The sequence below is a fragment of the Streptomyces sp. N50 genome (assembly GCF_033335955.1).
Taxonomy (GTDB): domain Bacteria; phylum Actinomycetota; class Actinomycetes; order Streptomycetales; family Streptomycetaceae; genus Streptomyces.
Map to the genome: position 1 here is coordinate 8,449,991 of NZ_CP137549.1, position 22,127 is coordinate 8,472,117.

The 22,127-nt window shown below is 70.8% G+C and carries 19 protein-coding genes and 1 tRNA gene; 6 read left to right on the plus strand and 14 right to left on the minus strand.

Annotation, left to right across the window (positions count from 1 at the left end; genetic code table 11):
• Positions 1-2 precede the first annotated feature (2 nt).
• The 4 genes from R2B38_RS37500 to R2B38_RS37515 all read right to left on the minus strand — a co-directional run bounded on the left by R2B38_RS37500 (position 3) and on the right by R2B38_RS37515 (position 3,864).
• On the minus strand, positions 3-1,406 hold the full coding sequence (locus R2B38_RS37500; protein ID WP_318020247.1) for a glutamine synthetase family protein: 1,404 nt from the start codon (positions 1,404-1,406) through the stop codon (positions 3-5).
• A 40-nt stretch (positions 1,407-1,446) separates the two neighbouring features.
• Positions 1,447-2,259 (minus strand): SAM-dependent methyltransferase, encoded by an 813-nt coding sequence (locus R2B38_RS37505; protein WP_318020248.1) that lies wholly within the window; start codon positions 2,257-2,259, stop codon positions 1,447-1,449.
• 151 nt (positions 2,260-2,410) lie between these two features.
• Positions 2,411-3,304 (minus strand): hypothetical protein, encoded by an 894-nt coding sequence (locus tag R2B38_RS37510; RefSeq protein ID WP_318020249.1) that lies wholly within the window; start codon positions 3,302-3,304, stop codon positions 2,411-2,413.
• Between the two features lie 212 nt (positions 3,305-3,516).
• Positions 3,517-3,864, minus strand: coding sequence for a hypothetical protein (locus R2B38_RS37515; protein ID WP_318020250.1), 348 nt, complete (start codon positions 3,862-3,864; stop codon positions 3,517-3,519).
• 209 nt (positions 3,865-4,073) lie between these two features.
• Between R2B38_RS37515 and R2B38_RS37520 the strand changes: the two genes are divergently transcribed.
• Positions 4,074-4,547 carry a potassium channel family protein gene (locus tag R2B38_RS37520; protein ID WP_318020251.1) on the plus strand — a complete coding sequence of 158 codons (474 nt, stop codon included), beginning with the start codon at positions 4,074-4,076 and terminating at the stop codon, positions 4,545-4,547.
• Between the two features lie 140 nt (positions 4,548-4,687).
• Here the strand turns inward: R2B38_RS37520 and R2B38_RS37525 are convergent, their stop codons facing one another.
• The 4 genes from R2B38_RS37525 to R2B38_RS37540 form a co-directional block, all read right to left on the minus strand.
• Positions 4,688-6,232 (minus strand): carboxylesterase/lipase family protein, encoded by a 1,545-nt coding sequence (locus R2B38_RS37525; RefSeq protein ID WP_318020252.1) that lies wholly within the window; start codon positions 6,230-6,232, stop codon positions 4,688-4,690.
• Positions 6,233-6,339: 107 nt separating this feature from the next.
• Entirely contained in the window at positions 6,340-7,821 is a 1,482-nt protein-coding gene (locus R2B38_RS37530; RefSeq protein WP_318020253.1) for an MFS transporter, read from the minus strand.
• 84 nt (positions 7,822-7,905) lie between these two features.
• Entirely contained in the window at positions 7,906-9,123 is a 1,218-nt protein-coding gene (locus R2B38_RS37535; RefSeq protein WP_318020254.1) for a sensor histidine kinase, read from the minus strand.
• Positions 9,124-9,226: 103 nt separating this feature from the next.
• Positions 9,227-10,264, minus strand: coding sequence for a zinc-dependent alcohol dehydrogenase (locus R2B38_RS37540; RefSeq protein ID WP_318020255.1), 1,038 nt, complete (start codon positions 10,262-10,264; stop codon positions 9,227-9,229).
• Between the two features lie 251 nt (positions 10,265-10,515).
• Between R2B38_RS37540 and R2B38_RS37545 the strand changes: the two genes are divergently transcribed.
• Positions 10,516-11,019 carry a MarR family transcriptional regulator gene (locus R2B38_RS37545; protein WP_318020256.1) on the plus strand — a complete coding sequence of 168 codons (504 nt, stop codon included), beginning with the start codon at positions 10,516-10,518 and terminating at the stop codon, positions 11,017-11,019.
• 32 nt (positions 11,020-11,051) lie between these two features.
• On the opposite strand, the gene R2B38_RS37550 is transcribed toward R2B38_RS37545, so the two are convergent.
• Positions 11,052-11,864, minus strand: coding sequence for an SAM-dependent methyltransferase (locus tag R2B38_RS37550; protein ID WP_318020257.1), 813 nt, complete (start codon positions 11,862-11,864; stop codon positions 11,052-11,054).
• 89 nt (positions 11,865-11,953) lie between these two features.
• Complete coding sequence (locus tag R2B38_RS37555) at positions 11,954-12,793, minus strand: lysophospholipase (RefSeq protein ID WP_318020258.1); 840 nt, start codon at positions 12,791-12,793, stop codon at positions 11,954-11,956.
• 116 nt (positions 12,794-12,909) lie between these two features.
• Between R2B38_RS37555 and R2B38_RS37560 the strand changes: the two genes are divergently transcribed.
• Together R2B38_RS37560 and R2B38_RS37565 are read left to right on the plus strand one after the other, a co-directional pair.
• Complete coding sequence (locus R2B38_RS37560) at positions 12,910-13,695, plus strand: sulfite exporter TauE/SafE family protein (RefSeq protein ID WP_318020259.1); 786 nt, start codon at positions 12,910-12,912, stop codon at positions 13,693-13,695.
• Positions 13,696-13,728: 33 nt separating this feature from the next.
• Complete coding sequence (locus R2B38_RS37565) at positions 13,729-14,487, plus strand: cobalt-precorrin-6A reductase (RefSeq protein ID WP_318020260.1); 759 nt, start codon at positions 13,729-13,731, stop codon at positions 14,485-14,487.
• Here R2B38_RS37565 and R2B38_RS37570 read toward each other — a convergent pair.
• The 4 genes from R2B38_RS37570 to R2B38_RS37585 all read right to left on the minus strand — a co-directional run bounded on the left by R2B38_RS37570 (position 14,471) and on the right by R2B38_RS37585 (position 18,514).
• Positions 14,471-14,935, minus strand: coding sequence for a hypothetical protein (locus R2B38_RS37570; protein WP_318020261.1), 465 nt, complete (start codon positions 14,933-14,935; stop codon positions 14,471-14,473). The two genes, R2B38_RS37565 and R2B38_RS37570, sit on opposite strands and share 17 nt — an antisense overlap.
• Before the next feature lie 43 nt (positions 14,936-14,978).
• Positions 14,979-17,057, minus strand: coding sequence for an MDR family MFS transporter (locus R2B38_RS37575; protein WP_318020262.1), 2,079 nt, complete (start codon positions 17,055-17,057; stop codon positions 14,979-14,981).
• Between the two features lie 74 nt (positions 17,058-17,131).
• Entirely contained in the window at positions 17,132-17,905 is a 774-nt protein-coding gene (gene cobF, locus R2B38_RS37580; protein WP_318020263.1) for a precorrin-6A synthase (deacetylating), read from the minus strand.
• Positions 17,906-17,992: 87 nt separating this feature from the next.
• A complete protein-coding gene (locus R2B38_RS37585; protein ID WP_318020264.1) occupies positions 17,993-18,514 on the minus strand; it encodes a DUF309 domain-containing protein in 522 nt (173 codons plus the stop codon).
• Between the two features lie 100 nt (positions 18,515-18,614).
• On the opposite strand from R2B38_RS37585, the gene R2B38_RS37590 reads away from it, so the two are divergent.
• A tRNA-Pro gene (locus R2B38_RS37590) sits at positions 18,615-18,688 on the plus strand.
• 271 nt (positions 18,689-18,959) lie between these two features.
• On the plus strand, positions 18,960-22,061 hold the full coding sequence (locus R2B38_RS37595) for a carbohydrate-binding protein (protein WP_318020265.1): 3,102 nt from the start codon (positions 18,960-18,962) through the stop codon (positions 22,059-22,061).
• The last annotated feature ends 66 nt before the right edge of the window (positions 22,062-22,127 follow it).

Here is a 22,127-nt window from a genome sequence, read left to right on the forward strand (position 1 = left end):
CGTCAGTACTTCCAGCGGTAGGCCGCCGCGATCTGCTCGTCGTCCAGCTCCGCCACGGCCGCGATCTCGCCCTGCCGTACGGCGATCACCGCGTCGGCCAGGACCGGTCCAAGCGCGGCCCGCAGCCGCGCGTCCCCGCGGAACTCCGCGACGGACTCGGCGAGGGAGGTCGGCAGTCGTCGTACGCCCCGGGTCTTCGCCTCCGGAGCGCCCAGGTGCGCGGGGTCTCCGGTGGTCTCCTCGGGCAGGGCGGCCGCGGTGGTCAGGCCGTCGAGGCCGGCGGCGATCAGGCAGCCGAGGGCGAGATACGGGTTGGCGGCCAGGTCGACCGGCTTGACCTCCAGGTTCGCCGCCTGGGCGCGCTGGCCCGCCGTGCCGGTGACGACGCGTACCGCTGCCTCGCGGGTCTCGCGGCCCCAGGCGGTGAACACCCCTGCCCACTGGGAGGGTTGGAGGCGGAAGTAGCTCGCCGGGCTCGGTGTCGTGACGGCGGTGAGGGCCGGGAGGTGGGCGAGGACACCGGCCGCGAAGGACTCGGCGTCGGCCGTCATGCCGTAGCGACGGTCGCCCCCGGTGTGGAGGTTCGCGCCGTCGCGCCAGGCGGAGAGGTGGATGTGGCCGCCGTTGCCGACGCCCTGAGCGAAGACGGACGGCGTGAACGACGCCCGCAGACCGTGCCGCCCGGACACCGCGCGGATCGTCTGCCGTACCAGGACACTGCGGTCGGCCGCCGCGACCGGGTCGAGGGCGCCGATCGACAGCTCGAACTGACCGGCCGCGTACTCGGGGTGGAACTGGTCCACGTCCACGCCCTGGTTCGCCAGAGCCGACAGCAACTCGGCGCCGTAGTCGCTCAGTTCGACCTGTCGGGTCGCGCCGTACGCCGGACCGGTCGTGGCGGGGACGAAGGCGCCGTCGGGTGCCGTGGCCAGGCCGAGTGCCCACTCGATCTCGATGCCCGCCCGGAAGGTGAGCCCGTGCCGCCGCTGCGCGTCAACGACCGTACGGCGCAGGAAGGTTCGGCTGCACCCGGGATGGCGCTCGCCCTCCTGGGTGACGCGGTCGACCGGGGCCCAGGCCCAGCCGGGCTGGCCGGACAGGATGGCCAGGTGGTCGAGATCGGGGTAGAGGCGGAGGTCGCCGTCCGGGGAGCCGAGGACGTCGGTGGTGACGATGGAGTCGTTCGCGAGGAACGTGTCGAAGACCGGGGACATGCCGACGCCCCAGGCCGCCGCCGCGGCGAGCTTCGCGCTCGGGACCGTCTTCACCCGGCCCACGCCCGCGGTGTCGACGTAGGCCAGGACGATCCCGTGCACACCCCGCCCGGTCAGCTCGGCGGCCAGCGCGGTGGCGCGCTCGACCTCGCCGGGTCGGCCGCCGGGCAGGGGGTCGGCAAGGGTGGTCATACGTCCTCCACGGTCGCGTCCTGCACGGTCGGCGTCGCCGTCAGGGTTTCACGGCCACCGCTCCGAACTGCGGTACCACGGCCGGGGATCCGGAGTCCGGGCGCCACCGTGAGCAGGGCACCAGACCCGGGTCGAGGAGGTCCAGCCCCTCGAAGAACGCGGCGACGTCCTCGCGGCTGCGGGCGGTGATCGGGGGAGTGGCGTTCTCGTTCCAGAACTCCATGGCCGGGACGTTGCCCTCGCCGCCGAGGTCGGCGTCGAAGGTCGGGTGCGTGAGGACCAGGAAACTGCCCGAGGGGACCGCCGCCATGACCTTGCGTACGACGTCCCGGGCGTCCTCGGTGTCGAGGATGAAGTTGAGGATGCCCAGCATCATCACCGCGATGGGACGGTCGAAGTCCAGTGTGTCGGCGGCCCGTTGGACGATCGCCGCCGGGGCGTGCACGTCCGCGTCGATGTAGTCGGTGACGCCCTCGGGGGTGCTGGTGAGCAGGGTGCGGGCGTGGATCAGCACCAGCGGGTCGTTGTCGACGTAGACGATGCGGGCGTCGGGTGCGACGCGCTGGGCGATCTCGTGGGTGTTGTCGACCGTGGGCAGTCCGGTGCCGATGTCGAGGAACTGCCGTACCCCGCGCTCGGTGGCGAGGAAGCGCACCGCGCGGCCGAGGAAGTCCCGGTCGGCGCGCGCCACTTCACGGATCACCGGGAACATTCCGGCGACGTGCTCGCCGACCCGCTGGTCGATCTCGTAGTTGTCCTTGCCGCCGATCCAGTAGTTCCACACGCGGGCGTTGTGCGCCACACCGGTGTTGAGCCGGGTAGGTCCCTCTGCCGGGGTGTCGCTGTCACTCACGCTGTGGCTCCTTGTTCGTCCGTCCGACCCGTCAACTCCATTGTGCCGTCAGGTGATCACTCGGCCCAAGGGTTCGCGGCCAAAGGGTTCGCGGCGATCGGGGCGAATGTTCTGGCGCGTGCTCGTCGGGATCGGCGGACCCGGTGAACTGTCAGTCCAGGTTGCCGGGTTGGGCAGGCGGTGTCCGTCCGGCGAGGACGTCCTTCAGATGCGAGGTGCCGTCCTGCACGGCGGCCTTGGTCGTGTCGGTCTCCGTGCCGTCGAGGCCGCCCGACGTGACCGTGATCGCGTCGGTGCCGACCCTGACGACGGCCAACTGAAGGGTGAGCGTGGTGGGTTGGCTGCCGCTCGTGCCGGTGACGGTGACCTGGAGACCCTGGCGGGCGTCGCCCACCGAGGGCACCGAATCCTCGATGACCTGGACCGTCCGGTGGCCGCCCTTGGAGTCGGTCGCGGTGAACTGGTCGCACTTCACCGGCAGCGTCTTCAGCCAGTTCAGGGAGGCGCCGAGCTTGGCACGGTCGTAGGCGGCGACCTGGTAGAGCAGCCGCGAGTCGCTCTCCTCGAACCCGGTCAGCGCGGACGCGCCGGACGGCTTGCCGAGGAGGGTGTCGTCGTAGAGCGCGTCGAGCAGTCTCTGGCAGTCGGCGGCGTTCGTCCTCGCGGTGAGGAAGTCGGCGACGTCGACCTTGCCGATGACCAGCTTGTCGCCCCAGTCGGCGGCGCCCTTGACCTGCGTCCAGCTGTCTTCGAGGTCGGCCTCGGTGATGAGCGCGGCTCTGGCCCCGGCCGGGGTGAGGACGGGGGCGGCGGATTTCGTGGCGCGGGGCGAGGAGGATTCTTTGGAACGGGGTGAGGTGAGCGGGGATTCTGCGGCCAGGGGGGAGGCGGCTACGTCCGAAGCGCTGTCGTGGACCGTTCCAACGCCCTCGCTGTCGCCTCCGCCGGAGCAGGCCGCGCAGGTCAGCAGCGAGCCCGCCGCGAGGAACGAGGCGAGGACCCGGACGGGACGGCGGGCGGTTCGCGAGGGCGGGCGACGGTGCATGGCGGGGCCTCCGGGGGAATGGCAGGTGTGTTCCCAGAGCACCATCGGGGCGCCGGGGCCTCCAGCGCAGAGGGCTGTTCGGGTGAGTCACGGGGGGTGGGGGGCGCCGGTTTCGCAGTCGTGGAGGCAGGTCAGGCTGGCGCACCAGCGAGTCGAGTCCTCCGGGGTGAGGGTTACGCCGAGGCGCCGTGTCCCCTCGCGTGCCCGGCGCCTCAGCGTGCCTCGTCCTCCGGTGGGCCGGAATGCCGGTGCGGCAGATGCAGATGGTGCTCGTGGTGCTCGTGTGGCGGTCGGGGTTCGTGTTCCGCCCGGCGGGCCCGTGCCGCGAGTCCGGCCTCCAGCACGTGCACCGTGCGCCCGCCGCATTTGGGGCAGATCGCGTCGGCGAGGGGTGACCTGAGGGCCTTCCCCTCCTCGTCGACGTACTCCTGCGTGGTGAGGCCGGAGGCGTCGGTCGGGTTGGTGAAGAACATCACCTGGAAGGTGGCCTCCCAGCAGTGGCCGCAGTCACCACAGGTGAACGCGAAGGTCTCCGGCACGGCTCGGGGTTCCGCGGTCATGGCAGGGTCCTCCGTTGTGTGGGGCGGTCGGTTGCGCTCCGGGGTGATCGGTCGCGCGGCGAAGCAGTGCCCCCAGCGCACAACGCCGCAGGTCGTACGGCAACTCGAACGCCCCGCCCGGCATGCCCGCACCCCCGCCCGCCCCGACACTGGCCCCAGGCCGGGACGAGCTCCGGCCACCTGCCCGAACCTGACACGAAGGAGTGACCATGCTGCCCGGCTTCCTCACCAGGGCGGTCCAGTTGCTGCTCGGCAGGGAGGGCCGCTCGCTCCACCTGAAGGCGGCGGGCGGGGCGACGGTGGTGCTCGGCGCGGTGATGCTCGTCGGATCCTGGGCGGTGGTCGCCGCCGAACAGGGGGCGCGCGGCGCCAATCTGACGACGTACCCGAAGGCCCTGTGGTGGTCGATCGAGACGGCGACCACGGTCGGATACGGCGACTTCTACCCGGTGACGCCGTGGGGCCGCGTCGTCGGCTCGGTGGTCATGGTCACCGGCATCACCACCTACGGCCTTGTCACGGCGGCCCTGGCCACCTGGTTCGTCGGGCGGGAACAGCGGCGCCGGCATCATCTCGCCCACAGGGCCGAGGAGTTGGGCGAGGAGACGGTGCGGGCTCTGCATGAGCGCTTCGACCGGCTGGAGCGGATGGTGGCCGGGAAGGGCGGGGACTTGGGAGGGTGAGGAGGGCGTGTCGGCCGGGGAGGAGGGGTGCGTGGTGGCGCACCGCCACGGCGGGCGGGTGGGCGCGCCGGACTCGGCCGTCCCCTGTTGGTGCCGAGCAGTGGACCTTCCGGCGCATCGCCTCCCTGACGCCCGGCCGCCTACCCGATCAACGGCAGCGCGGCGAAGGCGTGCCCTTCCCACAGCCGCCGCGAAGCCTCCTCCGGATACGCCGTGACCACGGGCCCCGCGTCGAGCACCTGCACTGCCCGCCCCTCGGTGTCGTACGCGGGCCACCCCGGGTCACCCGTCCGCGCGAACGCCGTCCAGGACGCCCGGAAACGGGACGACAGGGCCAGCGCCTCGGGCGAGGGCACCACATCGGCGAACAGGAGATTGCCCAGGTCGGCGGTGAACGTGCCGAACAGCAGCGGGATGTCGAGGCCGTGGCAGGAGCCCAGTACGCCGCCCAACCCAGGGGCGGGCCAAGTGAGTTCGTAGACGTGCACGCGTCCGCCCGCGGCGACCTGCGCATCCGCGAGGTGGACGCAGGGCATGCGGAACACCCGGTCGGAGTTGACGAGTTCGTACAGCTCGCCCGGGGAGGCGTCCGGGAAAGCGGTGCGATAGGCCTGTTCGGCGTCGGGGCCCGGGCCGAACCGGCGCAGTGCGGAGGCCGCGTCCTCCTCGGTGATCTTCCCGAACTGCCCGTCGAGCACGGTGAACAGGCGGAACTCTTCCCGGTTGTGACCGAGGACCAGCTCCACGTCCCGGGCCGCGCCCGCCGCGACCCCCTGCCAGGGCGTGGTGGGCAGCACCTCGCCGTCGACCACGGGTGCGAAGAGGCTCAGTGTGTGGGCGACGGCCCCCCACCGGTCCTCGTACTGGTGCATCTTGGTGGTCAACGTCTCGCCCGCCGTGGGCAGTTGGCGCGGATCCACGGTCGCGAGGTCGGTGGCCGTGGGGCGCAGTCCCGCCTCGGCGGCGATGGCGGACGCGATGTCCTTGGCCAACTCGTCGGAGAAGTAGGGGCTCGGCACACTCTGCGCGACGGCCCGGCGGAACAGTCCGGCGGCGCTCGGCATGACCAGCAGCGAGGCCACCGACCCGGCACCGGCCGACTCGCCGAAGACGGTGACCTGTTCGGGGTCGCCGCCGAACGCGGTGATGTTGTCCCGTACCCACTCCAGCGCGGCCACCTGGTCGAGCAGCCCGCGGTTGGCGGGGGCGCCGTCGATCCGGGCGAACCCCTCGACGCCGACACGGTAGTTGAAGGTCACGACCACCAAGTCGCCGTCCCGGGCGATGTGTTGGGCGTCGTAGCCGGGGCTGCCCGCGTGTCCCAGCTTGTAGGCGCCGCCGTAGATCCACACCATGACCGGTCGGCGGGCCGACGGATCGGGAGCGGGTGTCCACACGTTGACGGTCAGCCAGTCGTCGCCCGTCGCCGCCTCCAGCACGCCCCCGCGGCCCTGGAATCCGGACTCCTGCGGGGGCGGCGGACCGAACTCGGTGGCCTCCCGCACGCCGTCCCAGCCGCGCACCGGCCGGGGTGCCTGGAACCGGGCCTCCCCGACGGGCGGTTCGGCGAACGGGATGCCGCGGAAGACCGCCAGCCCGTCCTCCAGCCGCCCGCGCACCGCACCGGCGCTGTATCGCACCACGGCCGAACCGGCCGCCGTGTCACGGGAGTTGGGTGTCGTCATCGTGGACTCCTCGCTGGACGCAGGGGGAGGTGCGGGTATGCGGAGGGCGGTCGCCGTCCCGTATGACGCGGGACGGCGACCGCCGTGTGCTCGATGGCCAGAATGCCTTACGCCTTGGCCTCGGCGATCTCGGGAGCCGGGGTCGGCTCCCCGTCGGCCGGTGCCTCGACCGCCTTACGGGCCTTGGGGATCAGGCTCGCGAGGAAGAAGGCGAGCAGCGCGGCTCCGGCGCCGATCGCCATGACCACCTTGAAGCCGTTCTCCGAGGGGAGGGCAGAGCCGCCGAAGTCCGTGGTCATCTGCGCCAGGATCACACCGGCGATGGCGCTGGCGAAGGAGGTGCCCAGGGACCGCATCAGGGTGTTGAGGCTGTTCGCCGCGCCGGTCTGGGACGGGTCGACCGCGCCCATGATCAGGGCGGGCAGGGCGCCGTAGGTGAAGCCGACACCGGCACCGATGATGCAGGACACCAGGACGAGGTGCCAGACCTCGGACATCAGCAGGATGTTGAGGGCGTAGCCGGAGGCCACGATCAGCGCGCCGATCATCAGGGTGACCTTCGGGCCCTTGGCCTTGGTGACGCGGGCGGACACCGCGGACATGGCCATCATGACCAGGCCCTGCGGGGCGAGCACCAGGCCGACCGCCAGCATCGACTTGCCCAGGCCGTAGCCGGTCTGCGTGGGCAGCTGCAGCAGCTGGGGGAGGACCAGGGACATCGCGAACATCGAGAAGCCGAGAGCGATCGAGGCCAGGTTGGTGAAGAGCACCTGCGGCTTCGCGGTCGTCCGCAGGTCGACCAGCGGCTGCGTGCTGCGCAGCTCGTACCAGCCCCAGGAGAGCAGGATCGACACGGCGGCGATGCCGAGGATCAGGGTGGTCGCGCTGGTCCAGCCCCAGTCGGAGCCCTTGGAGATCGCGAGCAGCAGGGAGATCAGTCCGGCGGAGAGCCCGAGGGCGCCGACCAGGTCGAAGCGGCCGCCGGCGCGGACCTTGGACTCGGGCACGACCAGCAGGACCAGCAGGAAGGAGACGGCGCCGAGGACGGCGGAGACCCAGAAGAGGAGGTGCCAGTTGTAGTGGTCGGCGATGAAGGCGGCCGAGGGCAGGCCCAGGGCGCCGCCGACGCCGAGCGAGGCGCTCATCAGGGCGGTGGAGCCGGCCAGCCGGTCGCTGGGCAGCACATCGCGCATGATGCTGATGCCGAGCGGGACGACCGCGGCGGCCAGACCCTGCAGCGCGCGGCCGATGACCATCGGGACCAGCGAGTCGGCCAGGGCGCAGACGACCGAGCCCGTCACCAGCAGGATGATGCTGGTCAACAGCATGCGGCGCTTGCCGAACATGTCACCGAGGCGGCCCACGACCGGGGTGGCCACGGCGGCGGCCAGCAGCGTCGCGGTGACCGCCCACGCCGTGTTCGACGCGGAGGCGTTCAGGTACTTCGGCAGCTCCGGGATGATCGGGATGACCAGGGTCTGCATCAGCGAGACGACGATCCCGGCGAGGGCCAGCACCGCGACGACGGCGTTCGACCTCGGCGGAGCGGAGGAACCCGCTTCGGCGGGTCGGGCAAGGGCGTCGGACATGGCAGTGCCTCCATCTGGAACGAGCGTGACGGTCTGGACGAGCTGACTTGCTTGACTCACTCAACCATAAAGAGATTGATTGACTTACGCAAGTGAATTCTGGGTGTGGGGCAACAGCGGCAGTTCGGTGACGACCTCGAAGCCGCCCTCGGGGCGGTGCCCGGCCCGGAGCCGGCCACCCGCGGACAGGGCACGCTCGCGCATGCCGATCACGCCGTAGCCGCCGGTCGGAACGGGGGAGGAGGGCCTCGCGGGGGAGTGGGGCGTCGCCGTACCGCCGTGGTCGGTGACGGTGATGCCCAGCCGGTCGTGCGCGTAGCTGAGCCGCACCTCGGCCGAGCCGGTGCCCGCGTGCTTGGTCACATTGGTGAGCGCTTCCTGCACGATGCGGTACGCCGTGAGATCCGCACCGGCGGACAACGGCCGTGGCCTGCCTTCGGTGTTGACGGTGACGGACAGTCCGGCATGCTCGAACGAAGCGGCCAGCTCAGCGAGTTGGGCCAGTCCGGGCGCGGGGCCCGAAGGGGTCTCGGAGTCGTCGGTGTGGCGCAACAGGCCGACGGTGGCCTTGAGTTCGCGTACGGCCGACAGGGTGGTGCCCGCGAGTTCAGTGGCGATCCGCTCGGCCTCCTCGGGCCGGCTGCGCATCAGCCGTACGACCGTGGCGGCCTGGAGATTGGCCAGGACGAGGTGATGGGCGACGACGTCGTGGAGGTCGCGGGCGATGCGCATGCGTTCCTCGGTGACGCGGTGCCGTGCCTCGTTCTCACGGGTCCGTTCCGCGTGCTCGGCGCGGGCCTGCACCGCCTCCAGGTAGGCCGCGCGGAGCCGGGTCGTGGTGCCGAGGGAGGTCGGCAGCAGCAGCCAGAAGACCGGCCCGACCAGCTTCAGGACCAGTGGTTCGGTGTCGGGTCCCACGACCAGGGCCGTGCCCAGCAGCAGGGCGATTCCGCAGGCGGTGAAGAGGTTCGCGGTGGTCCGGTCGGCGCCGCGGGCCAGGGTGTAGAGCGCGACCATCAGCGGTCCGATCACCAGGACCGTGAGGATGTAGCCGAGCGCGGCCACCGCCATGGCACCGCCGAGGGTGACCACCACCGTGGTGCGCGGCAGGGTGCGCCGCCACAGCAGGGCGAGGGAGGAGACGCCCGTGACCAACACGCCTGGCCACCAAGGGACTTCGAGGGTGCGGCCCGGGAGCGTCATCACGCTGCCCGGGAAGGAACAGGCGAGGAGCGTGGCGGCGACGACCAGGTCGACGGTGCGAGGATGGCAGCGCAGCAGCCGCCGCAGGTCGTGGATCATGGGGTGGGGATCATGACGTGGGGGGTTCCCGTCCGAGAGGGCAGGCCGTGCGCGGGTTCCCGCCGTCGATCGCGGCCGACGACGGGAACCCGCGCGTCCGCGACTACTCGTCGAAGGTGACGACGATCTTCTCCGCGGCGCCCGGCGTCAGCGCGAGCTCGAAGGCCCGCTCGACCTCGGCGAAGGGCACCCGGTGGCTGATCAGCTTGGCGAACCGCTCGTGGTGCTCGACGATCTCCTGGGTGACCTCGAAGATCTCGGTGGGGTAGCCCTGCGAGGCGATCAGCGTCAGCTCGCTGCGCAGCATCCCGCCGAGGTCGATGTCGGCGCCCTTCTTCTGTACGGCGACCATCACCAGCTTCGCGCCCCACTTCGCGGAGTCGACCGTGGTGTTGACGACCGCGGCGGCGCCGGCGGCGTCGATGTAGATGTCCGTACCGGGGCGGGGCTGGCCGAGCGCGTTCGCGGCCTGGCCGTGCAGCTCGGTCAGCCGGGCGGTGACGTCCTCCTCGGCGGAGTTGATCACGGCGTCCGCGCCGACGGCGAGCGCCGTCTCCAGGCGCGAGGCGATGACGTCCGCGACGACGACGTGCTCGACCCCGCGCAGCTTCAGCCAGATCGCCGCGCCCAGACCGATGGGCCCGGCGCCGAAGATGACGACCTTGTCGCCGGGCTTGGCCTCGGACCGGTTCACGGCGTGCCGGGCCACGGCCATCGGCTCGTTGAGCGCTGCGACGTCGAACGGCACGGTGTCGGGAAAGACGGTGACGCTCTTGCCGACCTCGCAGTCCTCCAGGACGAGGTAGTCGCTCATGGCGCCGTGCTTGCCGCCGCAGCCGATGATCCCGGTGGGCGCGCCCTGTGGGTTGACGACCACCCGGTCCCCGGCCTTCAGGCCCTCGACCTCCGCGCCGACCTCGACGATCTCGCCGGCCGGCTCATGGCCGAGGGGGACCGGGACCATGGCGCCGCCGGGCCCGAAGGGGCCGCCGCCGATGTGCAGGAAGAAGGTGTCGGTGCCGCAGATCCCGCAGGCGCGGATCTTCATGAGGGCGTCCTTGGGCCCGGGCACCGGACGCTCGACGTCCACCACGTCGATCTTGTCTACGGCGCCGGTCTGCACGGACTTCATCGTGGCCATGAGGGGACTCGCTTTCCATGTGCGTGAGGGGTGTCACCGGCCCGGCGGCGGACGGGGGGAGTACTCCGGCCGCCGGGCCGGTGACTGCGCCGTACTCCGTCCCCACGGCGTACGGCGCGACGGGGACACCTCCGCTTAGGCGGCCCCAGCTCTTGACTTGCTTGAGTTAGGCAACCATAAATGCGTTACTTAAGTCAAGCAACCGTTTCCGACCTTGCTTAACTCAGGCAAGTAGCTGTTACGGTGGACACATGTCCACACTGCCACCCGTAACAGCGCCCGTTCCGGAGGACGTAGCCGAGATCGAGCGGGTTCTCACCCGTATCGCCTACCTGGCCGGACGGGCCCGGCAGCACGAGCGTCTGATGACGCTGGCCGGGCTGCCGCTGGACCGGGCCGCCGTGGCGATCCTCCGCTACATCGCCGAGAGCGAGCCGCTGCGTCCCGGTGTGCTGGCGGTCCGGATGTCCGTGGAGGCATCCCATGTCACGCGCCAGCTAAGGCAGTTGGAGCAGCTCGGCCATGTGGTCCGCATCCCGGACCCCGACGACGGCCGCGCCCAGCGCGTCCAGCTCACCGACAGCGGCCTGGCCGCGGTCAACCGCATCCGGGACGCGAGCCGCCGCGGTATCGAGATGGCGCTGATCCACTGGTCCGCCGAGGACCTACGGCACCTCGCGGGCCTCTTCCACCGGCTGGTCGACGACTTCGTCACCCACGCCGAGGCGGCCGTGGACGTCGAGCCGTCCGCCTGACGGCTCGGGAGGTCGGCCGCGCCGGGGAGACCTCAGGCCTTGAAGCCGACCCCGCCGTACAACGAGACCGGCCCCTCGCCGAGCGGGGTCTCGCCCTCCGCGAGTTCGGGGTGCCACTCGGACACGGACACGATGCCGGGGTCCATCGGCTCAAGTCCCTTGAAGACGCTGCTCACTTCGGCGTGCGAGCGGGCCACCAGGGTCACCCCGCCCGCCGCGTAGGCGGCGATGCCCCGCTCGACCTTCTCCCGTTCGAGGTCGGCCGTCATCGCGGACAGCACGAGGCAACTCCCCGGCGCCAGCGCGTCGACGAGGGTGTCCACCAGTTCGCGGGCGCCGTCCTCGTCCGGGATGAAGTGCAGCAGGGCGATCAGGGACAGGGCGATCGGACGGTCGAAGTCCAGGACACGGGCCGCCTGTTGGAGGATGGTGAGCGGTTCGCGGGCGTCGGCCTGGAGGTACTCCGTCGCACCCTCGGGCGTACCGCGCAGCAGCGCCGCCGCGTGGGCGAGGACGATCGGGTCGTTGTCGACGTACACGACGCGCGCGTCCGGCGCGGTGGACTGGGCGATCTGGTGGAGGTTGGGCGCGGTCGGTATGCCCGTGCCGACGTCCAGGAACTGGCGGATGCCCGACTCCCGGACGAGCATCCGCGTCGCCCGCTGCATGAACCAGCGGTTGGCGCGCGCGGTCCACGGGGCACCCGGGTCAAGTGACGTGATCTGCCTGCCGAGTTGCTCGTCGACCGGGTAGTTGTCCTTGCCGCCGAGGAACCAGTCGTACACCCGCGCCGGATGCGGCTTCGACGTGTCGATCCGCCGGACGGCAGGCCCTGTCCCGGTCACGCGATGCTCCTCTGCTCGCTGTGCGCTACGACGACACCCGCGTGCTGTCTACGACGACTCCCGCGGGCTGTGCGAGAAGTTTGGCACGGTCATGCCGACCGGGTGGCGCTGTTGTGGGCGGCGTCGTTCAACACCCCGTCCAGGAAACGGATCAGGTCCGCGAAGACCTCGGCGCGGTTCGTCTCGTGGAACACCTCGTGCCGGGCGCCCGCGTAGACGCGCTCGGTCAACTCGCCGCCGTTCAGCCGCTCCACGCCGACCCGGCTGCCGGCGAGCGGGACGAGCCGGTCGTCGGCGCCGTGCAGCCAGAGCAGGGGGAGTCCGCCGACGTCGCCCGACTCGCCCACGGTCGTGAGGGTTTGGGCGAAGGCCTCCAGCGTCGGCCGTTTCATTGGACCGTGCCAAACCAGCGGATCCGCCGCGTACGCCGCGCCGACGCCGGGGTCGCGGGACAGTGCGGCCGGGCTGACCGGGATGTCGGGGATCTCGTCGAGGGCGAGCAGTCGGCCGGGCAGTTCCCAGCTGCCGATCACCGGTCCGGACAGCACGAGCGCGGCCAACTCGTCGCCGTGGCGCTGCGCGAAGCGGGATGCGATCAGGCCGCCCATGGAGTGGCCGATCAGGACGAGGGGGACGCCCGGGTGCGTGGCGCGGGCCAGGTCGGCGACGGCGTGCAGGTCCGTGACCACGTCCTCGAAGTCCTCGATCAGCACCCGCTCACCGGCCGACGCGCCGTGGCCCTGGTGGTCGGGGCCGAACACGGCCGCACCGTGCGCCCGCAGTACGGCGGCCAACTCGGCGTACCGGCCCAGGTGTTCGCCGTAACCGTGCGCGACGAGGGCGATGTGGCTGGGGAGTTCGCGCGGCCACTCGTGCGCGGTGATCGTGCCTCGGGTGCCGGAGAGGACATGCTCGCGGGTGTCGTCCACACCCGGAAACTAGCATCGCTCATCCGGCGCCCCGGTCCGCCGCGGTGTGGTGCAGGGGCCATCTGACGAGACACTCCTTACGCTGCCAGATGTAAGGACATACCATCGGTCCTCGCATGAACACGATGACTCTCTGGCACATATCCGGCTGGGAATTCGCCGCCCTCGCCGCCGCGGCCCTGCTCGTCGGCTTCTCGAAGACCGCCGTGAGCGGGGCCAACACGGTCAGCCTGGCGATCTTCGCGGCCGTCCTGCCCGCCCGTGCCTCCACCGGCGTCCTGCTCCCGATCCTGATCGTCGGCGACGTCCTCGCCGTCCTCACCTACCGGCGGCACGCCCACTGGCCGACCCTGTGGCGGCTGTTCCCGGCGGTCGCGGCGGGAGTCGTGATCGGGACACTGTTCCTGGTGTGGGCCGACGACGCGGTCGTACGGACGTCGATCGGGGCGATCCTGCTGTTCATGGCGGGGGTCACCCTGTGGCGCCGGCGCAAGGCGGAGGCCGAGGCGGGGGCCGGTGACGAGCCGGACTCCGTCGCCACGAGGTCCGGGCGGGCGAAGGCGCGCTCGTACGGTGTGCTCGGCGGTTTCACCACGATGGTCGCCAACGCCGGTGGCCCGGTGATGTCGATGTACCTGCTCTCGGCGGGCTTCCGGAAGCTGGGCTTTCTCGGCACGTCGGCGTTCTTCTTCCTGATCGTCAACGTGACCAAGGTGCCCTTCAGCGTGGGCCTCGGCCTGATCGACGGCCACTCGCTCCTGCTGGACGCGGCGCTCGCGGTGTTCGTCGTGCCCGGTGCGTTCATCGGCAAATGGGCTGTGAACCGGATCAACCAGCGACTGTTCGAGCAACTCGTGATCGCGGCGACGATCATCGGCGGCCTGCAGCTGCTCCTCCGCTGACCCCTCGGCCCCGTGACCTCGTACGCTCGCCGCATGTCCCCGCACATCCTGATCCTCGGCGGCACCACCGAGGCACGTGAGCTGGCCGCCGAGCTGACGGCACTTCCCGAGGTGAAGGTGACCACGTCCCTCGCCGGGCGGGTGTCACGGCCGGGGTCGCTGGCCGGGGACGTACGGATCGGTGGGTTCGGCGGAGCCGAGGGGCTGGCCGCATGGTTGCGGGAGCACCATGTGGACGCCGTCGTCGACGCCACCCACCCCTTCGCCGGGACGATCACCGCGAACGCGGCGCGGGCCGGTGCGGCGACCGGGGTGCCGGTGATCGTGCTGCGCAGGCCGGGGTGGCAGCCGGGGCCGGGGGACCGGTGGCACCCGGTCGTCTCACTGGCACAGGCCGCGGATGTGCTCCCCGGGCTCGGGCGGCGCGTCCTGCTCACCACCGGCCGGCTCGGACTCGCAGCCTTCGCCCACCTTGCCCGACTGCACTTCGTCGTACGGTCGGTGGAGCCGCCCGAGCCCCCGATGCCGCCGGACGCCGAGGTGCTGCTGGCGCGCGGGCCCTTCACCGTGGCCGACGAGGCGGCGCTGTTGCGCGAGCACCGGATCGACGTGGTCGTGACGAAGGACAGCGGGGGAGCGGCGACGGCGGCGAAACTCACGGCCGCGCGGGAGGCGGGCGTTCCGGTCGTGGTCGTACGGCGGCCGCCGTTGCCGGACGGGGTGCGTGCGGTGCCTGATGTCGCCGGGGTGCTGGAGCGGCTGGAGCGGCTGGGGCTCAGCCCGGGGCGATGACCGTGGCCCGGAGGCGGTCCACCGTGCGCAGTACCTCGGCCCGGTTCTTGGCGCTTTTCATCCAGGCCGGGAGGCGGGCGACCAGCGTCATCTTCTGGCCGGTGTCGTACCAGGGCGCCCGCTCGCGCAGGTCGGCGGCGACGAACCGCCTGATCAGGTCCAGGTGTTGGAGGTTGTACGCCCACAACTCCCCGTGTCTGGTGCCGGTCCGCAGCCACAGGGACGGCCGAGGGCTCGTTGAGGGGCCCGTGTCGATCCGGCACAGGCCGCAGGACCGGCAGACCAGGCGGGTGTGCGGATATCTCTTGCCGTCGGCGTCCGGAGGGGTGCACGGGCGCCGCTCGAAGTGGGCGATCCGTTCGCAGCGCGGACAGCGGACCAGTACCGACGCCGAGAAGTGGGCGAGCGTGGCGCGCGGGTCGTGGAAGCGCACGGGCGTCGGGGACATGCCGTGAGTATGGCCACCGCCGTGCCCGTCCCGCACCCGGATTTCACGGCGCCGAGCTCCCCTCCAACTCCGCCGCCCGCTGCGGCAGTCCGGAGGACAGGTCCTCCACCAGGAGCCGCTTGGCGATGGAGTCGACCGCGGCGCGCAGGTCCGTGCCCGAGGGGCGGCCGATGTCCTGCTGGACCCGGTCCTCCAGCCAGCTGCCCCACGCGTGGCCGATGACCTCGGCCTCGCGTTCGCCCGCGGCGGTGTGGGAGAGGAGGTTGCCGGCACGGGTCAGATAGCCCTCCTCGACCATGCGGTCGAAGACGGGGAGGAGTACCTCCGGCGGCAGGTGGCGGCGGGCGGCGATCAGACCGAGGCTCGCGTGGCCGACCATCCTGCCGAACAGTTCGACCTGCATCACGGCCCAGGCACCGGCGATGTCCAGCCGGGTGTCGGACTCCGTGATGATCCGCCGGGCGGTGTCCAGGTCGGTACTGCCGATGACCTTGCCCACGGCCGTTTCGAGGAGCCGCTGCGAGTCCCCGCCGCGCGGTTGCGCGAAGCCCTCGCCCATGTCGGTGGAGCCCTTCCGCGCACTGTCCCGCAGTTCGACCTGCTTGAGGAACAGGGCGACGACGAAGCCGATCACGGCGACCGGGACCGTCCACCGGAACACCGTGTGGATGGTGTCGGCGTACGCGTTGATGATCGGCGCGGCGGCGGCGTGCGGCAGTTTGTGCAGGCCCTCGGGGCTGGTCGCCGCCTTGGTGATCACGGCCGGGTTCAGCGCGCTGACCTTCGCGGCCGAGGCGATCCCGTCCTTGAGGTTGGGCCCCAGGCTGTTGGCGTAGATCGTGCCGAAGACGGCGGTGCCGAACGAACTGCCCAGCGTACGGAAGAAGGTGACGCCGGAGGTCGCGGTGCCGAGGTCGGTGTACTCGACGGTGTTCTGCACGGCGATCGTCAGGACCTGCATGCACAGCCCGATGCCGGTGCCGAGCACGAACATGTACACCGATTCCAGGAACGCGCCGGTGCCCGGGCCCATCAGGGACATCAGATACAGCCCTACGCCCATCACCGCGGAGCCGATGATCGGGAAGATGCGGTACTGGCCGGTCTTGCTGACCACGTTGCCGCTGAAGACGGACGCGATCAGCAGCCCGATCACCATGGGCAGCGTCCGCACGCCGGAGACGGTGGCCGAGTCGCCGTCGACATACTGCAGATAGGTCGGCAGATAGGTCAGCGCGCCGAGCATCGCGAAACCGACGATGAAGCTGAGGATCGAGCAGACCGTGAACACCGGGTTGCTGAACAGCCGCATGGGCAGCATGGGTTGGGCCGCCCGGGTCTCCACCCAGCAGAACAGGCCGAGCGCGATCACACCGCCCACGAACAGGCCGATGATGGTCGACGAACCCCACGCGTACTCGTTGCCGCCCCAACTCGTCGCCAGGATCAGCGAGCTCGCGCCGACCGCGACGAGCGCGATGCCCAGGTAGTCGATGACGGGCCGCACCGCCGACTTGACCACGGGGATGGTGCGGGCCGCCGCGATGACGACGACGATCGCGATGGGCACGTTGACGTAGAACGCCCAGCGCCACGTGAGGTGGTCGGTGAACAGGCCGCCGAGCAGTGGTCCGATGACCGTGGCGACGCCGAACACCGCGCCGATCGCGCCCTGGTACTTGCCGCGTTCCCGCAGCGGGATGACGTCGGCGATCAGCGCCATCGCCGTCACCATCAGACCGCCCGCGCCGATGCCCTGCACGGCCCGCCAGGCGATCAGCAGCGTCATGTTGGTGGCGAGACCGCACAGGAACGAGCCCGTGATGAACACGATCGCCGAGACCTGGAAGACCACCTTGCGGCCGAACAGGTCGCCGAACTTGCCGACCAGCACGGTCGCGACGGTCTCCGCGAGCAGATAGGCCGTGACCACCCACGACATGTGCTCGGCACCGCCCAGGTCGGACACGATCGTCGGCAGGGCCGTACCGACGATCGTCTGGTCGAGGGCCGCCAGCAGCATGCCCAGCATGATCGTCACGAAGACGACGTTGCGGCGGCGGGAGTCCAGCACGGGGGGCTGCTGCGCGGAAGGCAGCGCGGTTTCCTCGGCGACTGTCACGAGGTCACTTTCACACCACTGGACCCCTCATGCATATGGGGCGGTCCACCCGGGTGCCCCGCCGCCCCGGCCCGCTACTCGTCCTTCGGGTGCCGGCGCAGCAGATACGTGTCCATGATCCAGCCCTTGCGCTCACGGGCCTCCGCGCGCAGCCGCTCGATGCGCGGGGCGGCCTCGGCTATCGGACCGGAGGCGAGGATCTCGTCCGGAGTGCCCAGATAGGCGCCCCAGTAGATGTCGATGTCCTGGTCCGCGTACCGCCGGAACGCCTGGTGCGCGTCCAGCATCACGACCACGTCGTCCACGTCGTCCGGGAATCCCTCGGAAAGCCGCCGGCCCGTGGTGATCTGCACCGGCCGCGCGACCCGGTTGAGGCCCGTGCGGTGCCGGGCGACGAGCGCCGAGACACTGCTGATGCCGGGCACGACGTCGTACTCGAACGCCACCGCGCCCCGCTCCAGGATCTCCTCCAGGATGCCGAGCGTGCTGTCGTACAGCGAGGGATCGCCCCACACCAGGAACGCGCCGCTCTCGTCCTCGCCCAACTCCTCGGCGATGAGCCGCTCATAGATCTCCGCGCGGGCACTGCGCCAGTCCCCGACCGCGGGTGAGTACGCGGCGCCCCCGGCCTTCCGGTCCCGCTCCGGGTCGCGCGCCTCGACCAGGCGGTACGTCCCCTCCGGTATGTGCGCGTCGAGCATGTCCCGGCGGAGCCGGGTGAGGTCCGACTTCACCTCGCCCTTGTCGAGGATGAAGAACACGTCCGTGCTCCGCAGCACCCTGACAGCCTGCAGGGTCAGCTGCTCGGGGTCGCCCGCGCCGATACCGATGACATGAATCTTTCGCACACCCCGAGTCTGCCCCACGCCACTGACAGTCCGTACACCGCACGGTCACCTATCGATACGTACCGGGATGATTCGAACTCTCGTCGGCTACGACGTCTCGCGCAGCCGGGGCGCCCGCGCCCGCGCGTCGACACTCCCGCTGTCCCGCTCCACGTCGTCCCCGAGACCCCGCGCCCAGGCCGCGACCCCCGCGAGATCCATCCCGTACGGCCGCTCCCGCCCCGACCGGGACGCCCACTCCTCGACGCCCCCGGCGCCGCGCCGCAGCAGCCGGGCCCCGCCGGTGACGTTGCCCCGGGCCGCGTGCGTGAGGCCCACGGCGAGCTGGGCGAGGCCGCGCCACAGGGCACGTTCCTCGTCCGGCCCCGACTTCCAGGCGTCCTCGAAGACCTCGTGCGCGTGGAACGGTTTCCCCTCGTCGAGCAGCGCCTGCGCCTCGACGACGGTCACCTCCGGCGCGCGCACGACCCCCTCGGGCTGCCGTGCCACACCGTCCGCGTCGTACGGCAGGGGCCGCCCGAGCCCGTCCCGCGGCCGGGCGTTGCGCGCCCGGCCCTCGCCGTCCCGGTCCCGCGCGCCGGCCGTACCGCCTGAGGTCGTGTCGCTCATACGACGATTGTCCCGCGTCCGGCACCGGCTTCGGCGCACCCCCGGGCGTGGGGTAAAGTGCTGTTCGCGCGATCAACACGGTTCTCCGTGGGAAGCGCACCGGGACGTGGCGCAGCTTGGTAGCGCACTTGACTGGGGGTCAAGGGGTCGCAGGTTCAAATCCTGTCGTCCCGACTCGACAGAGTCGCAGATGAGGGGCGGTTTCGGAGAAATCCGAAGCCGCCCCTTCGTCATGTCCGGGACCAGCTGGGGACCGATACGGCCCACTCTCTGGCCACCAACCGTCCGCATGCCACGAGACATCATGGAATTGCGGATTCCAGCAAGAAACTTGCAATGGCTTGCGTAATTCATTCTTTACTTCGTCGGAATCTAGCGGGCTTGAAGGGGTCTCTGTACGGTCGGGGCGCCGGTCTCCTCCCCCCACTCCGTGAAGGAGCCTCACATGCTGACGATCCTCAGACCCCGGCGACTGGCGGTGGCCGTCGTTGCCGCGGTCGGTGCGCTGTGCGTGTCCGTCCTACCGGCCGCCGCGACGCAGAAGGCGGCGCCGGCCAAGGCCGCGGCGAGTTCGGCGGTGGGTGCGACGACGCCGTTCTCGGTCTATGAGGCCGAGGGGGGAACTCCCGGCGGCGGCGCGGCCGTCCGGTCGCTGACCTCGGCGCCGACGTCGCAGTACTCCAGCGCAGTCCTGGAGGCGTCCGGCCATTCCTATGTCCACCTGGGCGACACGGGTCAGTCGGTGCAGTGGACGAACACCACCGGGCAGCCGATCTCCTTCCTCAACGTCCGTGCGAGCATTCCGGATTCGGCATCCGGCGGCGGTGTCACCGGCACGCTGAACCTGTACGTCAACGGCGTGTTCCGGCAGGCGCTGAACCTCAACTCCCGGCAGACCTGGGTGTACGAGGGCAACGGCAACTACAACACGAGCGACGACCAGAACCCGGCCGACGGGGACCCGAGGGTCTTCTGGGACGAGTCGCACACCTTCGTCACCGGCGCCCCGATCCCGGCGGGCGCCACCTTCTCGCTGCGGAAGGACGCCGACAACAGCGCGTCCTCCTACGACGTGGACTCCGTCGACGTGGAGAACCCGCCCGCGCCACAGGCACAGCCCGCGAACTCGATCTCGATCACGAGCTGCGGCGCGGTGGCCGACAACAACCCGACCAACGGCGCGGCCGACAGCCAGTCCGTGGACAGCCGGGCCGCCATCCAGAGCTGCATCGACCAGGCCGAACAACAGGGAAAGATCCTGTGGATCCCACAGGGCACTTTCTATGTGAAGGGCACGGCGGGGCTGAACGCGCAAGGGATCACCATCGCGGGCGCCGGCCTCTGGTACAGCACGGTCTACCGTGACGTCCCGGTCCCCAACTCCACACCGCTGGCAGCCCTGTTCGACCTGACCTCCTGCACGGTGCGTGACTTCCACATCGACGCCAACGCCGTCAGCCGGAGCACCATCGGCGGCGACGGCGGCGCGATGGACACCACCGGCACCGACTGGTCGGCCGACGGCATCTGGACCCAGCACACCATGTCGGGCTTCTGGGCCTCCGGCACCGGGGGAACGGTGAAGAACAGCAGGCTGACGTCGATCTGGGCCGACGGGATCAACGTCAACAACGTGTCCCTGAACGCGGACACCGGCAACGACCTGACGGTCACCAACAACTTCGTGCGCGGCACCGGGGACGACGCGATCGCCATCAACTCGGTGGCGTACAACACCAACAGCGACGGTTCCCAGACCCACTACAACCCGATGACCGATGTCACCGTCAGCAACAACACCTCGATCGCGCCCTGGGGCGGCAAGGGCATCGGGATCTACGGCGGCAGCGGCCACCAGGTCAAGGACAACTACATCAGCGACACGGCCCGTTACATCGGTCTGGGCGCCGGGCGCTTCGGCGTCCACGGCAGCGATCTGCTCTCCGCGACCGTGACCGGCAACACCGTGGTCCGCTCCGGCGGCAACGCCTACAGCCAGGGCCAACCCGCTCTGCACATCGGCAACGGCGGCGACGGTCAGAACACCGGAACCGTCGACAAGGTCACGGTGACCGGCAACACCGTCACCGACTCCCTCTACGACGGCATCGCCTTCTCCACCTCGACCAACACCCTGCTGCAGGACAACACGGTCAGCAGTCCCGGCCGCAACGGCATCGCGATCTCGCCGCCGTTCTACCCGGCCCCCACCGGCTCCGCGACGATAACCGGCAACACCGTCACGGGACTTGGCTCCGGCACCTCGGCCTTCGTCAACAACTCCACCGGTTTCGTCGCCACGTTGAGTGACAACCACTGGCCGCCGCCCGCGCCCGAGGGCCCCTACGGCGGCACCCCGGCCGCCGTGCCTGGAACGGTCCAGGCGGAGGACTACGACACCGGCGGCCAAGGGGTCGCCTACAACGTCACCTCCGTCAACGGCAACGCCAACTCCTACCGCGCCGACGGCGTCGACCTCGACAACGCCTCGGACACAGGCGGCGGTTACAACCTGGGTTGGACCGGTCCAGGACAGTGGTTCCGCTACACGGTCGACGTCGCCGCGGCCGGCACCTACACCCTCGACCTGCGCGTCGCGGCCCCGTCCGCGGTGCCCGGCGCGCTGCACCTCTCGGACGCCTCCGGCGTGAACCTCACCGGCGCCGTCGACCTGCCCGCCACCGGCGACTGGCAGACCTGGGGCACCGCGACCGCCCAGGTGACCCTGCCCGCCGGCCGACAGGTTCTGACGCTCGACCAGGACAGCGGCGGCTGGAACATCAACTCCCTCGCCTTCACGGCGCGTAGCGGCTCGCCGTCGGCCACCCTGACCGCGGCTCCGGGATCGCTCACCTTCGCCGACCAGACGGTGAACACGACCAGTGCCGCACAGACCGTCACGGTCACCAACTCCGGTACGGCAGCTGCATCGTTGACCTCAGTCACCGTCGGCGGTGACTTCGCCCGGACCGACACGTGCGGCAACTCCCTGGCCGCAGGCGCGAGTTGCACGGTCTCCGTCACCTTCACACCCACCGCATCCGGCACTCGCACCGGCACCCTCACCCTGACCGGCAACCAGTCCGACAGCCCCACCACGGTGGCCCTTTCAGGTACCGGCATCGAGGCCGCGAACACCGACCTCGCGGCCGGCAGACCCACCAGCGAGTCCAGCCACACCGACGTGTACTCGTCGTCGAACGTGACGGACGGCAACCAGAACTCCTACTGGGAGAGCGCCAACAACAGGTTCCCGCAGTGGGTCCAGGTCGATCTCGGCTCGGCCCGGAGCGCCTCCCGTGTGGTCCTGCAACTGCCCGCCGCCTGGGGCGCCCGCACCCAGACCCTGACCCTGAGCGGCAGCACCGACGGCGCCACCTTCACCACCCTGAAGTCCTCGGCCGCCCACACCTTCGACCCGGGCACCAAGAACACCGTGACGCTCGCCTTCCCCGCCGCCACCGAGCGCTACTACCGCGTGACCGTCACCGCCAACACCGGCTGGCCCGCGGGCCAGGTGTCCGAGTTCCAGGTCTGGGCCGCCTGACTCCGCCCGCTTCCCGCTGACCCCACCCTCCCCACGGTGCCGCCGGACATTCCGTTCGGCGGCACC

Coding starts and splice junctions, on each gene's coding strand:
- R2B38_RS37565 (WP_318020260.1), top strand. CDS start 13,729: ATGTCCCCGCACATCCTGATCCTCGGCGGCACCACCGAGGCACGTGAG.
- R2B38_RS37530 (WP_318020253.1), bottom strand. CDS start 7,821: ATGTCCGACGCCCTTGCCCGACCCGCCGAAGCGGGTTCCTCCGCTCCG.
- R2B38_RS37535 (WP_318020254.1), bottom strand. CDS start 9,123: ATGATCCACGACCTGCGGCGGCTGCTGCGCTGCCATCCTCGCACCGTC.
- R2B38_RS37525 (WP_318020252.1), bottom strand. CDS start 6,232: ATGACGACACCCAACTCCCGTGACACGGCGGCCGGTTCGGCCGTGGTG.
- R2B38_RS37560 (WP_318020259.1), top strand. CDS start 12,910: ATGAACACGATGACTCTCTGGCACATATCCGGCTGGGAATTCGCCGCC.
- R2B38_RS37520 (WP_318020251.1), top strand. CDS start 4,074: ATGCTGCCCGGCTTCCTCACCAGGGCGGTCCAGTTGCTGCTCGGCAGG.
- R2B38_RS37540 (WP_318020255.1), bottom strand. CDS start 10,264: ATGGCCACGATGAAGTCCGTGCAGACCGGCGCCGTAGACAAGATCGAC.
- R2B38_RS37510 (WP_318020249.1), bottom strand. CDS start 3,304: ATGCACCGTCGCCCGCCCTCGCGAACCGCCCGCCGTCCCGTCCGGGTC.
- R2B38_RS37500 (WP_318020247.1), bottom strand. CDS start 1,406: ATGACCACCCTTGCCGACCCCCTGCCCGGCGGCCGACCCGGCGAGGTC.
- R2B38_RS37545 (WP_318020256.1), top strand. CDS start 10,516: ATGTCCACACTGCCACCCGTAACAGCGCCCGTTCCGGAGGACGTAGCC.
- R2B38_RS37585 (WP_318020264.1), bottom strand. CDS start 18,514: ATGAGCGACACGACCTCAGGCGGTACGGCCGGCGCGCGGGACCGGGAC.
- R2B38_RS37570 (WP_318020261.1), bottom strand. CDS start 14,935: ATGTCCCCGACGCCCGTGCGCTTCCACGACCCGCGCGCCACGCTCGCC.
- R2B38_RS37595 (WP_318020265.1), top strand. CDS start 18,960: ATGCTGACGATCCTCAGACCCCGGCGACTGGCGGTGGCCGTCGTTGCC.
- R2B38_RS37515 (WP_318020250.1), bottom strand. CDS start 3,864: ATGACCGCGGAACCCCGAGCCGTGCCGGAGACCTTCGCGTTCACCTGT.